The sequence below is a fragment of the Streptomyces sp. NPDC056224 genome, from assembly GCF_042267665.1.
Lineage (GTDB): Bacteria > Actinomycetota > Actinomycetes > Streptomycetales > Streptomycetaceae > Streptomyces.
In genome coordinates, this window is the sequence record NZ_JBHJTK010000029.1 from 17,860 (window position 1) to 31,945 (window position 14,086).

General features: G+C 72.2%; 13 protein-coding genes. 9 read left to right on the plus strand and 4 right to left on the minus strand.

What is annotated here, in order from left to right; translation table 11 throughout:
- Positions 1-241 precede the first annotated feature (241 nt).
- Positions 242-1,603, minus strand: coding sequence for a glutamine synthetase family protein (locus ACFCZ1_RS27150; protein WP_376680890.1), 1,362 nt, complete (start codon positions 1,601-1,603; stop codon positions 242-244).
- A gap of 172 nt (positions 1,604-1,775) precedes the next feature.
- Here ACFCZ1_RS27150 and ACFCZ1_RS27155 point away from each other — a divergent pair, with 172 nt between their 5' ends.
- The 4 genes from ACFCZ1_RS27155 to ACFCZ1_RS27170 all read left to right on the plus strand — a co-directional run bounded on the left by ACFCZ1_RS27155 (position 1,776) and on the right by ACFCZ1_RS27170 (position 4,195).
- Positions 1,776-2,153 (plus strand): hypothetical protein, encoded by a 378-nt coding sequence (locus ACFCZ1_RS27155; protein ID WP_376680891.1) that lies wholly within the window; start codon positions 1,776-1,778, stop codon positions 2,151-2,153.
- 53 nt (positions 2,154-2,206) lie between these two features.
- Positions 2,207-2,878: a DUF3105 domain-containing protein gene (locus tag ACFCZ1_RS27160; protein WP_376680892.1), complete on the plus strand. Its 672-nt coding sequence runs from the start codon at positions 2,207-2,209 to the stop codon at positions 2,876-2,878.
- Positions 2,875-3,612, plus strand: coding sequence for a DUF305 domain-containing protein (locus tag ACFCZ1_RS27165; RefSeq protein ID WP_376680893.1), 738 nt, complete (start codon positions 2,875-2,877; stop codon positions 3,610-3,612). Before ACFCZ1_RS27160 ends, ACFCZ1_RS27165 begins: the two co-directional genes overlap by 4 nt.
- 163 nt (positions 3,613-3,775) lie before the next feature.
- The gene (locus ACFCZ1_RS27170; RefSeq protein WP_376680894.1) at positions 3,776-4,195 is read left to right on the plus strand and encodes a CBS domain-containing protein; all 420 of its coding nucleotides are present in this window, start codon (positions 3,776-3,778) and stop codon (positions 4,193-4,195) included.
- Here the strand turns inward: ACFCZ1_RS27170 and ACFCZ1_RS27175 are convergent.
- A complete protein-coding gene (locus ACFCZ1_RS27175; protein ID WP_376680895.1) occupies positions 4,180-5,166 on the minus strand; it encodes an alpha/beta fold hydrolase in 987 nt (328 codons plus the stop codon). The genes ACFCZ1_RS27170 and ACFCZ1_RS27175 overlap by 16 nt on opposite strands.
- A complete protein-coding gene (locus ACFCZ1_RS27180; protein ID WP_376680896.1) occupies positions 5,163-5,873 on the minus strand; it encodes a DUF998 domain-containing protein in 711 nt (236 codons plus the stop codon). Before ACFCZ1_RS27180 ends, ACFCZ1_RS27175 begins: the two co-directional genes overlap by 4 nt.
- 315 nt (positions 5,874-6,188) lie before the next feature.
- Between ACFCZ1_RS27180 and ACFCZ1_RS27185 the strand changes: the two genes are divergently transcribed.
- Both ACFCZ1_RS27185 and ACFCZ1_RS27190 read left to right on the plus strand, forming a co-directional pair.
- The gene (locus ACFCZ1_RS27185; RefSeq protein ID WP_376680897.1) at positions 6,189-7,916 is read left to right on the plus strand and encodes a multicopper oxidase family protein; all 1,728 of its coding nucleotides are present in this window, start codon (positions 6,189-6,191) and stop codon (positions 7,914-7,916) included.
- A 78-nt stretch (positions 7,917-7,994) separates the two neighbouring features.
- The gene (locus tag ACFCZ1_RS27190) at positions 7,995-9,749 is read left to right on the plus strand and encodes an NAD+ synthase (protein ID WP_376680898.1); all 1,755 of its coding nucleotides are present in this window, start codon (positions 7,995-7,997) and stop codon (positions 9,747-9,749) included.
- Between the two features lie 116 nt (positions 9,750-9,865).
- Here the strand turns inward: ACFCZ1_RS27190 and ACFCZ1_RS27195 are convergent, their stop codons facing one another.
- Positions 9,866-10,894 carry an endonuclease/exonuclease/phosphatase family protein gene (locus tag ACFCZ1_RS27195; protein WP_376680899.1) on the minus strand — a complete coding sequence of 343 codons (1,029 nt, stop codon included), beginning with the start codon at positions 10,892-10,894 and terminating at the stop codon, positions 9,866-9,868.
- 292 nt (positions 10,895-11,186) lie between these two features.
- Between ACFCZ1_RS27195 and panB the strand changes: the two genes are divergently transcribed.
- The 3 genes from panB (at position 11,187) to ACFCZ1_RS27210 (ending at position 14,037) form a co-directional block, all read left to right on the plus strand.
- Complete coding sequence (gene panB / locus ACFCZ1_RS27200; protein ID WP_376680900.1) at positions 11,187-12,053, plus strand: 3-methyl-2-oxobutanoate hydroxymethyltransferase; 867 nt, start codon at positions 11,187-11,189, stop codon at positions 12,051-12,053.
- A 113-nt stretch (positions 12,054-12,166) separates the two neighbouring features.
- A complete protein-coding gene (locus ACFCZ1_RS27205; RefSeq protein WP_376680901.1) occupies positions 12,167-13,189 on the plus strand; it encodes an ATP-binding cassette domain-containing protein in 1,023 nt (340 codons plus the stop codon).
- Positions 13,186-14,037, plus strand: a complete 852-nt coding sequence (locus ACFCZ1_RS27210) for an ABC transporter permease (protein WP_376680902.1) — start codon at positions 13,186-13,188, stop codon at positions 14,035-14,037. The genes ACFCZ1_RS27205 and ACFCZ1_RS27210 overlap by 4 nt, the downstream gene beginning before the upstream one ends.
- Positions 14,038-14,086: the final 49 nt, after the last annotated feature.

The following is a 14,086-nucleotide window of genomic DNA, read 5'->3' on the forward strand; positions in this document are numbered from 1 at the left end:
AGAGCCGTGCTGGACCCAGCAGCATCGAGGGCGACGTGGCCCGTCAGTCCGCGCTGGCGGACGCCATGACCGTCTTGGAAGGCATCGCCGAGAGCCCTGTGTGGACGTGGTCTACGAAGCCTCGGGTTCCGCGGCGGAGGCCCCCCAGTCGGCCCAGGGGCAGTGAGACGACTCCGGGCCGGTGGTCGATGACCACCGGCCCGGAGTGCCGTGCACGGCCCGTAGGGGCGCTGAACTGCGGTTACAGCACCGGCAGGTTCTTGCGGAGCTCGAAGGCGGTGACCTCGCTCCGGTACTCCTCCCACTCCTGCTTCTTGTTGCGGAGGAAGAAGTCGAAGACGTGCTCGCCGAGGGTTTCGGCGACCAGTTCGCTGCGTTCCATCAGGGAGATGGCCTCGCCGAGGTTCTGCGGGAGGGGCTCGATGCCCATCGCGCGGCGTTCGGCGTCGGAGAGGGCCCAGACGTCGTCGTCGGCGCCCGCCGGGAGTTCGTAGCCCTCCTCGATGCCCTTCAGGCCGGCGGCCAGGAGGACGGCGTACGTCAGGTACGGGTTGGCGCCCGAGTCGATCGAGCGGACCTCGACGCGCGAGGAGCCGGTCTTGCCCGGCTTGTACATCGGGACGCGGATCAGGGCCGACCGGTTGTTGTGGCCCCAGCAGATGTACGAGGGGGCCTCGCCGCCGGAGCCGGCGGTGCGGGAGGAACCGCCCCAGATGCGCTTGTAGGAGTTGACCCACTGGTTGGTGACGGCCGCGGTCTCCGCCGCGTGCTTGAGCAGGCCCGCGATGAAGGAGCGGCCGACCTTGGAGAGCTGGTACTCGGCACCCGACTCGTAGAAGGCGTTGCGGTCGCCCTCGAAGAGGGAGAGGTGGGTGTGCATGCCCGAGCCGGGGAACTCCGAGAAGGGCTTCGGCATGAAGGTGGCCTGCACGCCCTGCTCCAGGGCGACCTGCTTCATCACCAGGCGGAAGGTCATGATGTTGTCGGCCGTGGAGAGCGCGTCGGCGTAGCGGAGGTCGATCTCCTGCTGGCCCGGGGCCCCCTCGTGGTGGCTGAACTCGACCGAGATGCCCATCGATTCGAGCATGGTGATCGCCTGGCGGCGGAAGTCCATGCCCACGTTCTGCGGAGTGTGGTCGAAGTAGCCGGAGTTGTCCGCGGGCGTGGGCCGGGTGCCGTCGAGCGGCTTGTCCTTCAGCAGGAAGAACTCGATCTCCGGGTGGGTGTAGAAGGTGAAGCCCAGGTCGGAGGTCTTGGCCAGGATGCGCTTGAGGACGTAGCGCGGGTCCGCGAAGGACGGGGAGCCGTCCGGCATCAGGATGTCGCAGAACATCCGAGCGGTCCCGGGGGCCTCGGCGCGCCACGGCAGTATCTGGAAGGTGCTCGGGTCCGGCCGGGCGATCATGTCGGACTCGTAGACCCGTGCGAAGCCCTCGATCGCGGAGCCGTCGAAGCCGATGCCCTCGTCGAAGGCCTGCTCCAGCTCCGCGGGGGCGACCGCGACGGACTTGAGGAAGCCCAGTACGTCGGTGAACCAGAGGCGCACGAAGCGGATGTCGCGCTCCTCAAGCGTCCGGAGGACGAATTCCTGCTGCTTGTCCATGCCTTCATCCTCGCAGTTCAGACGGCCTGTGCACCACCACCGCGAGGGCCTGGGCACAGTCGGGCCGGCCCAGTATCGCCAGCGGTGGTTTCCGCCAGATTACGCACCCGGCAAAGCTCGCGGCACCCCCGCACTGACCTCGGACCCGTCATGAGCATTACCATCTGCGCCCATGGGGGGCCGGCAGTACACGCGACGGGGGCGTCACACACGTCCCGCGCTGCTGCGCGCCGTGCTCCTGACGGCCTTCGGGGTGCTGGCCGGGGTGCTCCTCCTGTGTGCGCGGCCAGGTGAACACCAGGCCCAGACGGAGTACACGGCGGCGCGCGGCGCGGCGCACGCCGTCTGCGTGTCCCCCGACGACCTGCCCGGCTGCTCTCCGCTCGCGCACGTGATCCCGGGTGTGCTGCCTGTACCGCCGCCCGCCGTGACCGTCGCCGGCGGGGATCCGCCGCCCGCCGCCGTGACCGGCGGAGTGACGCGGATCCGGCCTCCCGCGCCGCTCGCGCGCGCCCCCGACCTGCATGCCCTCCAGGTGCTGCGGACCTGACGGGTCCGGTTTCGCGTCCATCCACCCCCCTCAGCAGAAGGAACCAGGGCACCATGGCCAGCAAGTCCGGAAACACCACAGACCAGCACTCCCGCCAGGCGCGCATAGCCCAGATGCGCCGGGCCGACAAGGCGCGCGACCGCCGCAACAAGGCCATCGCGATCACGACCTCCGCGGTCGTCGTCGCCGGTCTGGTCGGTTTCGGCGCGTGGGTGATGATCGACCAGAAGCAGACCGAGCAGCGCAAGAGGGACGCCGCGGAACTGGCCCGCAAGACGCCGGTCGACGGCGAGCAGAGCTGGGACGCGGCGAAGTTCGGCCGCAACCACGTCGAGACCCCGGTGAAGTACGAGATGAATCCGCCCGTCGGCGGTGACCACCACCCCCGCTGGATGAACTGCAACGGCGACATCTACAAGAGCCCGGTGCCCGAGGTGAACGCCGTGCACTCGCTGGAGCACGGCGCGGTCTGGGTGACGTACAACGAGAAGGCCGGCAAGGGCGACCTGGACAAGCTCGCCGAGACGGTGGGCAAGACGCCCTACACGCTGATGAGCCCGGTCAACGAGCAGGCCGGCTCGATCATGCTCAGCGCCTGGGGCAAGCAGCTGACGGTGGAGAAGGCGGACGACCCGCGCGTGGCGCAGTTCTTCACCCGGTACGTGCAGGGCCCGCAGACCCCCGAGCCGGGCGCTGCCTGCACGAACGGGGTGGCGGGCAAGTGAGCCGCACCCCTCGTACGTACTGGGCCGCCGGCTCGGCCGTGCTGCTGGCGCTGCTCTTCGCGGCGGCCGCCACGGTGGCCGCCGCGCCCGGCGACTCCGGAACTCCGGCCGGAACGCCGGGGCTGCATTCGCCGGACGCGGGCTTCGCGCGCGACATGGCGGTGCACCACCAGCAGGCGGTGGAGATGTCGTTCATCGTGCGGGACCGCACCCAGGACGAGGCGGTGCGCAGTCTCGCCTACGACATCGCGAACACCCAGGCCAACCAGCGGGGCATGATGCTCGGCTGGCTGGACCTGTGGGGGCTGCCGAAGGTGGTGGCCGGCGAGCCGCCGATGTCCTGGATGGGCACCGCCGAGGAGGGCGGCGAGCACGGCGGCCACAGCGGCCAGAGCGGCCAGAGCGGCCACAGCAGCCACAGCAGCACCTCCGGAGACTCCGGCCACTCCGGCCACGGCGCGGCGGCCGGGCCGGGCGCGCTGATGTCCGGCATGGCCACCAAGGAGGAGCTCGCGCAGCTGGCCTCGGCGAGCGGCCGGGACGCGGAGGTGCTCTACCTCCAGCTGATGACCGACCACCACAAGGGCGGCGTGGAGATGGCCGAGGGCTGTGCGCGCCAGTGCCGGACCCCGGTCGAGCGGGATCTGGCGCAGGGCATGGTCGACGCGCAGCGTTCCGAGCTCACCCTGATGGCGGACATGCTGGGCAAGCGCGGAGCCGCACCGCGCGGGTGACGCGACACGCTCGTACGGTGGGGGGAGGACGCCCTCTCACCCGTACGGGCGTGTACGCCCCCCGCGTCTGTTGTCGCGCCGGGCCGAACGTCCGGATGAGGACGAGGACGCCGAGGCGGGCGCATCCGCGTCCGCCGAGGACGGCGCTCAGGAGGTTTACGCGATGACCACCGCTGGAGAGATCATGCACGCCGGGGCCCAGTGGATCCCCGCCACCGAGACCCTCGACCGGGCCGCCCAGCTGATGGCCCGGCTCAATGTGGGCGCGCTGCCCATCAGCGACAAGACGGAACGTCTCTGCGGCATCCTCACCGACCGCGACATCGTGGTGGGCTGCGTGGCCAAGGGGCACAACCCGTCGAAGGTGACGGCCGGCGACATGGCCAAGGGCACGCCGCGCTGGATCGACGCGGGTGCGGACGTCTCCGAGGTGCTGGAGGAGATGCAGAGCCACCAGATCCGCCGGCTTCCGGTCATCCGGAACAAGAGGCTCGTCGGCATGATCAGCGAGTCCGACCTCGCGAAGCACCTCTCGGAGGAGCAGATAGCCGGCTGGGCGGAAATGGTCTACGCACGGAGCTGACCTGCCGCGGTGCGGACCGCCCGGGCCACCTGGTCCGGGCGGTCCAGCATGACCAGGTGCCCGGCGGGCTCGGCGACCTCGAAGCGGGCGCCGAGCCGGTCCGCGAGGTCCGCCTGGCGGGCGAGCCAGCGCAGGGCGCCACGCCCGGACGAGCCGTCGTGACCCGCGAGGACGGTGGCGGGCGCGGTCAGCGGGTGCGTCCGGCGCAGGGCCAGGACCTCCGCGGCCATGTCCGGATAACGGGAGTTCTCCAGCAGGACGCCGCGCCAGACGCGGCCGGTGCGGTAGCAGCGCCGTACGAGGTCCCGCGCGGCCGGGTCGCCGCCGCCCGTGCGTGAGGCCCGTACGGCCGTCCGCCGGGCGAGCGGCCCCAGCGCGGCGGGCAGTCCGGCGGCGGTCAGCGCACGGCCCAGCGCACGGGCGGCGCCGGTGCGCAGCGCGGCGGGCAGCACCGTACGGGGTGCCTCCTCCACGCTGGAGTCGAGGAGCACCAGGGCCGCGGTGCGCTCCGGGTAGAGCCGGGCGAAGGCCTCGGCGTGGAATCCGGCGATCGAGTGCCCGACGACGGTGACGGGTCCGGCGGCCGGGCCGCCGAGACCGACGGCGTCCAGCACTGCGGCGATCCGGTGGGCCTCCCCGGCGGTGGTCGGCGGCGCGGCGGCCGGGCCGCTGAGGCCGTGTCCGGGCCGGTCGAAGCGGACGACGGTGCGGCCCTGGGCCACCAGCAGGGCGGCGACCGGATCCCAGTCGAACCAGGCCATGGCGAGTCCGGCGTCGAGCACGGCCACGGGGCCCCGGCCCTCGACGGTCACGTGCAGCGGGACCCCGTCCACCCGGACGAACGTGCCGGCGTCCCCCGTACGACGCGCGCCCGCCTCTCCCGTACGACGCGCGCCCGCCTCTCCCGTACGCCGCGCGCCCGCCTCTCCCGTACGCCGCGCGCCCGCCTCTCCCGTACGCCGCGCGCTCATGTACGGCCCTCCCGGTGGACGGAGTACGCGAGCAGGCCCAGCCACAGCGCCACGATGAGGACCTGCAGCCGCTGCCCGGCCCCCAGGGCCCAGGTCCCGTGGCCTGCGGTGAACAGTGCGATGGCCGACAGGGTCCAGATCGTGGCGAGCAGTTCGAGGGCGACGAGCGCGGGGCCGTAGCGGGCGAGCGGGGCGAACCATCCGTAGCGGCGGGCGGCGACCGTGAGGGCCACCAGACCGACGAGGGCGCCCGTCATGGCGAGGCTGCTGCTGACGGCATGGGCCTGATGGGTGGCGGGAACCAGCCCGGCGGTCTCGCGGGCGGCGCACACGGGGTCCACGGTGGGCGCGCAGCTCAGCGGCAGCCAGGCGTCGGCCGCGGTGGCCGCGCCGAACAGGGTGACCCCGGCCCAGCCGGTGACCGCCCAGGGGCGGCGGGACTCCGCGTGCCGCACCAGCCGGAGCAGGGCCAGCAGGCCGCCGGTGAAGGCGAGCAGCCCGGCGGTGAAGTCGGTGGCCCGGAAGAGCCCGCCCAGCGGCTGGTTCTGGGCGGCGAGCTCGCTGACGTACGTCTCGATGGGGTTGAGACCGGTGGAGAGGACGACTTCGAGCACCCACGCCGTGTAGGCGGCGGCGCCCAGGCCGATGAGGACGGCGACCGGCCAGGCGGTCCGCGGGGAACGCAGAGAGAGGCCATTGGTGGACATGGTGTGACTAATCCTAGACAGACGCGGAGTCGTTCCCCCGCTCGGATACCCGCCCCGGGTAGCGTCCCGGCCATGACGGGCAGTGACCGGCGAGCCGCGCCGCTCGGGGGTGCGGCACCCGTGCCGGCCGGAGCCGGCGCGGAAGGCGGGCCTGCAGCGGCCCGGCCGCGACCCGGCGCCGGCCCTGGCCCGCACCGGGCCCTGCACCGGGCCCTGCACCGGGGCCTCCCCCGGCTCCCCCCGACTGCTCCCGGCTGGCCCGGCCGCCCCTGACCCTGGCCCTCGCGTGCCCTCCCCCACCCGTTAGGTGCTGCCATGCGTCCTCTTCCCACCCGTCGCGCCGTGCTCGGCGCGTCCGCCGCCGTCGCCGCCGCCGGTCCGGGGCTGCTCGCCGGCTGCGCGGGTTCCTCCGGACGGGGCCCGCGCCCCGGCCCCGGCACCGGTACGGGCCGCGGCCACGGGTCCGCGCACCACGGCTCCGCCGCCGACGGGCCCGAGGGGTACGTGGATCCGGCCGGGCCCGAGGTCCGGGCCGCCGAGGCCGCACGCAAGGCCGGCGGTCCGGTCACCGAGGTCAGGCTCACGGCCACCGCCGGCACGCTCGACCTCGGCGGCGGCCGCACCGTCCGCTCCTGGGCGTACGGGGACCGGCTGCCGGGCAAGGAGGTGCGGGTCACCGCGGGCGGCACCCTCGCCCTCACGCTGGCCAACAACCTCCCCGAGGCCACCTCCCTGCACTGGCACGGGCTCGCGCTGCGCAACGACATGGACGGGGTCCCCGGGCTGACCCAGCGGGACATCGCCCCGGGCGGCTCGTTCGCGTACCGCTTCGCGGTCACGCACCCGGGGACGTACTGGTTCCATCCCCACTCCGGTGTGCAGCAGGACCGCGGGCTGTACGCCCCGCTCATCGTCGAGGACCCGAAGGAGCCCCTCGCCTACGACAAGGAGTGGGTGGTGGTGCTGGACGACTGGATCGACGGGGTCGACGGCGCCACCCCGGACACCGTCCTCGGCGAGCTCCGCAAGGGCCGGACCGGCGGCGGCCACGCCCACGGCAGGGCCCCCGGCCCCGGCACCCCCGCCGACCCCGGCGCCCCCGGTACCCCGGGCGGCCCCGGCACCCCCGCCGGCCCCGGCGCCCCCGGTACCCCGGGCGGCCCCGGCGGTTCCGCCGCCCCGGCGGCCGGACCGAGTGCCACCGGCGGGCCGCCGCACCTTCTCGTGGGCGCCGACAGCGACATCCTCGGCAAGGAAGCGGGCGACGTCGCCTATCCGTACTACCTGGTCAACGGCAGGGTCGCGGACGACCCGTCGGTCTTCACCGCCCGCCCCGGCGACCGGATCCGGCTGCGCATCATCAACGCCGGCGGGGACACCGCCTTCCGGCTCGCCCTCGGCGGCCACGAGCTGACGGTCACCCACGCGGACGGCTTCCCGGTCGAACACGCGACGACGGGCTCGCTGCTGCTGGCCATGGGCGAGCGGTACGACGTCCTGGTCACCGCCGGGGACGGGGTGTTCCCGCTCACCGTGCTGGCCGAGGGCAAGGGGCAGTCGGCGCTCGCGGTACTGCGCACCGGCAGCGGTACGGCGCCCACCGCCGCGACGCGGCCGGCCGAGCTGGACGGGCCCCCGCTGACGGCGGACGCGCTCAGGCCCGCCGAATCGGCCGCACTGGCAGCCCGCGAGCCGGACCGCACGGTCCGGATCAGGCTGACCGGCTCCATGACCCGCTACAACTGGGCCTTCGACGGCACGCCCTACACACCCGGCCAGCGCCACCCGGTGAAGGCGGGCGAGCGGGTCCGGCTGGAGTTCAGGAACGCGACGCCGATGTGGCATCCGCTGCACCTGCACGGGCACACCTTCGCCCTCGGCGGTGCGGCGGGCGGGGCCCGCAAGGACACCGCGATCCTGCTGCCCGGCGGGACGCTGACGGCCGATTTCGACGCGGACAACCCCGGCCTGTGGATGACGCACTGCCACAACGTCTACCACTCGGAGTCCGGGATGATGACGGTCATCGGGTACCAGCTCTAGGGGCCCTGGTGGGCCCGGAAGGCCCGGAAACAGGCCGGACCCAGGACATCGCGTCAGAAAGACGATTAGACTGAGCCCGTGCCTCAACTTCGTCTCGCTCTGAATCAGATCGACTCGCACGTCGGCAACATCGCCGCCAACGCCGACTCGGTCGTCCACTGGACCCGGCACTCCGCCGAGCAGGGCGCCCACCTGGTGGCGTTCCCGGAGATGGTGCTGACCGGCTACCCCGTCGAGGACCTCGCCCTGCGCGGCTCCTTCGTCGAGGCCTCCCGCACCGCGCTGCGCGAGCTCGCGCAGCGGCTGGCGGCCGAGGGCTTCGGCGAGCTGCCGGTCGTCGTCGGCTACCTCGACCGCACCGAGAAGGCGGCGCCCCGGCTCGGCCGTCCGGCCGGCTCCCCGGAGAACGCGGCCGCCGTGCTGCACCGGGGCGAGGTCGTGCTGCGCTTCGCCAAGCACCACCTCCCCAACTACGGCGTGTTCGACGAGTTCCGGTACTTCGTGCCGGGCAACACCCAGCCGGTGATCCGGGTGCGCGGCGTCGACGTGGCCCTGGCCATCTGCGAGGACCTCTGGCAGGAGGGAGGCCGGGTCCCGGCGACCCGCTCCGCCGGGGCCGGACTGCTGATCTCGATCAACGCCTCCCCGTACGAGCGCAACAAGGACGACCTGCGCCTCGAACTGGTGCGCAAGCGGGCCCAGGAGGCCGGCTGCACCCTCGCCTACCTGGCCATGATCGGCGGCCAGGACGAGCTGGTCTTCGACGGCGACTCGATCGTCGTCGGCGCCGACGGCGAGGTCATCGCCCGCGCCCCGCAGTTCTCCGAGGGCTGTGTCCTCGTGGACCTCGACCTGCCGGCCGCACGGGCCGACGCGCCGGAGGGCGTCGTGGACGACGGGCTGCGCATCGACCGCGTGATCCTCTCCGAGGACCCCGTCGAGCCGTACGACCCGGTCGTCACCGGCGGCTACGCCGAACGCCTCGACGACGACGAGGAGATCTACGACGCGCTGGTCGTGGGCCTGCGCGCGTACGTCAGGAAGAACGGTTTCCGCTCCGTCCTGATCGGGCTCTCCGGCGGCATCGACTCCGCACTGGTCGCCGCGATCGCCTGCGACGCGGTCGGCGCGCAGAACGTCCACGGCATCGCGATGCCCTCGAAGTACTCCTCGGACCACTCCAAGGGCGACGCGGCCGATCTCGCCGAGCGGACCGGCCTGAACTTCCGGACCGTGCCGATCGAGCCGATGTTCGACGCGTACATGGGATCGCTGGGCCTCACCGGGCTCGCCGAGGAGAACCTCCAGTCCCGGCTGCGCGGCACCATGCTGATGGCGGTCTCCAACCAGGAGGGCCACATCGTGCTGGCCCCGGGGAACAAGTCGGAGCTGGCCGTCGGCTACTCCACCCTGTACGGCGACTCGGTGGGCGCGTACGGCCCGATCAAGGACGTCTACAAGACGGACGTCTTCCGCCTCGCCCGGTACCGCAACCGGGCGGCGGCCGAGCGCGGCGAGGTCCCGCCGATCCCGGAGAACTCGATTCTCAAGCCGCCGAGCGCCGAGCTGCGCCCCGGCCAGGTGGACACGGACTCGCTGCCGGACTACCCGGTGCTCGACGCGATCCTCGCGCTGTACGTGGACCGCGACCAGGGCATGGAGGCGATCGTCGAAACCGGCTTCGACCGCGAACTGGTGGCCAGGACCCTGCGGATGGTGGACACGGCGGAGTACAAGCGCCGCCAGTACCCGCCGGGCACGAAGATCTCCGCGAAGGGCTTCGGCAAGGACCGCCGGCTGCCCATCACCAACGGCTGGCGCGAGCAGGCGTAACGCGCCGGTGCGTACGCCGGGGAGGCGGCCGGTGCGTACGCCCGGCCCGCCGCCGGTGCGTACGCCGGGGCCTCGGCCCTGGTGTACGCACCGGAATCCCGCGCGACCCGCGCGGCCTACGGCTTGACCGTGACCCGGGCCGCGACCGGGAGGTGGTCGCTGCTGGTGCGCGGGAGGGTCCAGGAGGCCTCCGGGGTGATCCCGCGGACCATGATCTGGTCGATCCGGGCCATCGGGAACTGGGCCGGCCAGCTGAAGCCGAAGCCGTCGCCCGCCGCGCCCTGCGTGGAGCGCATCTGCGAGGTGACCTCGGACAGGGCGCGGTCGTTCATGGTGCCGTTGAGGTCGCCGAGCAGGATGACCTTCTTCAGGGGTTCGCCGGCGAGGGCGGCGCCCAGCGCGTCGGCGCTGTTGTCGCGCTGGTTGGCGGTGAAGCCGGCGTTCAGCTTGACCCGGACCGAGGGAAGGTGGGCGACGTACGCGGCGACCGGCCCGTACGGGGTGTCCACCGTGGCGCGCATGGCCCGGGTCCAGCCCATCCTGATGTCGACCGCCCGGCTGGCGCTCAGCGGGAACTTGCTCCACACGCCGACCGTGCCCTCGACCGAGTGGTACTTGTAGGTGCCCGCCAGGGCCTTCTGGTAGACGGGGACGGCGCTCCCCTTGAGCTCGGTCAGGGCCAGCACGTCGGCGCCGGACTTCGCCACGGACTCGGCGGTCCCCCGCGGGTCGGGGTTGTCGGCGTCCACGTTGTGGGTGGCGACCGTGAGGTTGCCGCCGGCGCCGGATTTGTCGGTGACCAGGCCGCCGAACAGGTTCACCCAGACCCCGGCGGTAAGCAGTACCGCGATGAGTGCGGTCGCGGAGCGGCGGTACACGGCGACTGCCAGCAGGACCGGGACGGCCAGGCCCAGCCAGGGCAGGAAGGTCTCCGTGAGGCTGCCGAGGTTGCCCACGTCGTTGGGCAGCTCCGCGTGGAAGATCATGATCAGCGAGATCAGGACGGCGATCCCGGTCAGTACCAGCCCGCGCCGCCAGATGCCCCGGTCCCCGCGCAGTTCGGCCAGCCGGCGCCGGAAGCGGGACCGGGAGGGCTCGGGCTCCGAGCCGCCGTTCCCCTTTTCCGTCATGTACGCCTGTGCCATGCCCCTGCCCTCACTGCCGTGCTCGCGCTCCGTCTCCGCCCCTTGACCCTAGGCGATGTCCGAAGCCTTACGTGTCCTGCGTCACCGACCGTCTCCTGTTGCGGTCGTACGTCCGGGAGGACGAACGGCCGTGCGCCACGGGTTCCGCTTGTCACGAAACGCGCACATTCGGCCGCGCGCGCCGGGCGCGCTCTCCCCGGCACTTCCGTCGCGGGCCACGTGGATGCCACCATGGTGGGTGAGTCCGGGGACGCCGTGAGGGCGCCTCGAGATGACACAAGGAGCAGTTGCAATGACGCATGCCGTTTCGCCTGCCCGCGAACCCGCATCGGCCTCCCCCACCCTGTACGGAGGCACGGGCACCCGGCGCATCACCGTCCGCGACCTGACCCTCGCCAAGGAACGCGGCGAGAAGTGGCCCATGCTCACCGCCTACGACGCGATGACCGCGTCCGTCTTCGACGAGGCCGGCATCCCGGTCATCCTCGTCGGCGACTCGATGGGCAACTGCCACCTCGGCTACGACTCCACCGTCCCCGTGACGATGGACCAGATGACCATGCTGTCGGCGGCCGTCGTGCGGGGCACCAGCCGGGCGCTCGTCATCGGCGACATGCCGTTCGGGTCGTACCAGGAAGGCGCCGTGCAGGCCCTGCGCAGCGCCACCCGCCTCGTCAAGGAAGCCGGCGTGGGAGCGGTGAAGCTGGAAGGCGGCGAGCGCTCGCTGCACCAGACCGAGCTGATCGTCCAGTCCGGCATCCCGGTCATGTCCCACCTGGGCCTGACCCCGCAGTCCGTCAACGCCATGGGCTACCGGGTGCAGGGCCGCGGCGACGAGGCCGCGCACCAGCTGCTCCGCGACGCCAAGGCCGCGCAGGACGCCGGCGCCTTCGCGGTGGTGCTGGAGCTGGTCCCGGCCGAGCTGGCGGCCGAGGTCACCCGGTCCCTGCACATCCCGACGGTCGGCATCGGCGCGGGCGCGGAGTGCGACGCGCAGGTGCTGGTGTGGACCGACATGATGGGGCTGACCGGCGGGAAGATGCCCAAGTTCGTGAAGCAGTACGCGAACCTGCGCCAGACCATGAACGACGCGGCGAAGGCCTTCGCCGAGGACGTGGTCGGCGGAGCCTTCCCGCAGCCGGAGCACGCGTTCCACTGAGGCCGCCGGCACGTAGGTGATCAGCAGTTCCGACAGCCCGCCGACACGATGCCGGCGGGCTGTCGGCTGTCTGTCGGTCGGCTGTCGGTGGTTTGTCAGTGGCGGCTGGTCCCATGGTGGGCATGACGCGAAACGACAACAACCCTCACGCCGTGGAAGTACGGGGGCTGGTCAAGCACTACGGCGAGACCAAGGCCCTCGACGGTGTCGACCTGGACGTCCGCGAGGGCACCGTCCTCGGGGTCCTCGGGCCCAACGGCGCCGGCAAGACCACCCTGGTGCGCTGCCTCTCCACCCTGATCGTCCCGGACTCCGGGACCGCGGTCGTCGCGGGCTACGACGTGGTCCGCCAGCCGCGCCAGCTGCGCCGCACCATCGGGCTGACCGGCCAGTACGCCTCGGTCGACGAGAAGCTCTCCGGCTGGGAAAACCTCTACATGATCGGGCGGCTGCTCGACCTGTCCCGCAAGGACGCCCGCCGCCGCGCGGACGAGATGCTGGAACGGTTCTCCCTGACCGACGCGGCGAAGAAGGCCGCCATGAACTACTCCGGCGGCATGCGGCGCCGGCTCGACCTCGCCGCCTCGCTGATCGGCAACCCGGCCGTGCTCTACCTGGACGAGCCGACGACCGGCCTGGACCCCCGTACCCGCAACGAGGTGTGGGACGAGGTCCAGCGGCTGGTCGCCGAGGGGGCCACCGTCCTGCTCACCACCCAGTACATGGAGGAGGCCGAGCAGCTCGCCAACGAGCTGACGGTCATCGACCGCGGCAAGGTCATCGCCAACGGCAAGGTCGACGAGCTGAAGGCCCGCGTCGGCGGCCGCACCCTGAAGATCCGCCCCGTGGACCCCTCGGACCTGCCGGGCATGGCCCGTGCGCTGTCGGAGGCCGGGCTGGACGGCGTGGCCGGCTCCCAGGCCGTGCCCGACGAGGGTGTGCTGCTGGTCCCGATCCTGACCGACGAGCAGCTGACCGCCGTGGTCGGCCTGCTGGCCGCCCGCGGGTACGCGATCGCCGACCTCGGCACCTACCTGCCCAGCCTCGACGAGGTGTTCCTGTCCATCACCGGCCAGAAGCCCACCGTCATCGAGGACTCCGTCCCCACCGAGAAGACCGAGGAGGTCGCGGCATGAGCACCGTAACCACGACGAAGCCCTCCCCCACCGCGTCCGCCCCGGCCGCCGCAGCCGCCCCGGCCGGCGAGGGCAGGATCGGCCTGCGGGCCAACCTGCGGCACATCGGCGCCCTGGTGCGCCGCAACGCCCTGCAGATCAAGCAGGACCCCGAGTCGATGTTCGACGTCGTGTTCATGCCGATCATCTTCGTGCTGCTGTTCGTGTTCGTCTTCGGCGGCGCGATCTCCGGCAAGGGCAACCAGGGTGACTACGTCAACTACGTCGTCCCCGGCCTGATGGCCATGATGGGCATGAACATCTCGATGGGGGTGGGCACCGGGGTCAACGACGACTTCAAGAAAGGCGTGATGGACCGCTTCCGGTCCATGCCGATCGCCCGGTCCTCGGTGCTCATCGCCAAGATCGTCGTCGAGCTCGGCCGCATGATGGTCGCCATCGCGCTCCTGCTCGGCATGGGCTTCCTGCTGGGCCTGTCGATCAAGGGCTCGGTGCTGGACCTGTTCCTCGCCATCGGGCTGTCCGCGGTCTTCGGCGCCTCGCTGATGTGGATCTTCATCCTGCTCGGCCTCACGCTGCCGACCGCGCAGGCCGTCCAGGGCATGGCGATGATGGTCCTGATGCCGCTGCAGTTCGGCAGCTCGATCTTCGCCCCGACGTCCACGATGCCGGGCTGGCTGCAGACCTTCACCGACTACAACCCGCTGTCCAACCTGGCCGACGCGGCACGCGCCCTGATCAACGGGATGCCGCTCGGCGACTCGGTGTGGATGACCCTGGCCTGGTCGCTCGCCATCACGGCGGTCACCATGCCCCTCGCGGTGCGCAAGTTCCGCCAGAAGGCCTGACCCGCGGACCGGTCCGTTCCGGATCGCGTCCCGGACGGGCTCCGGCCGG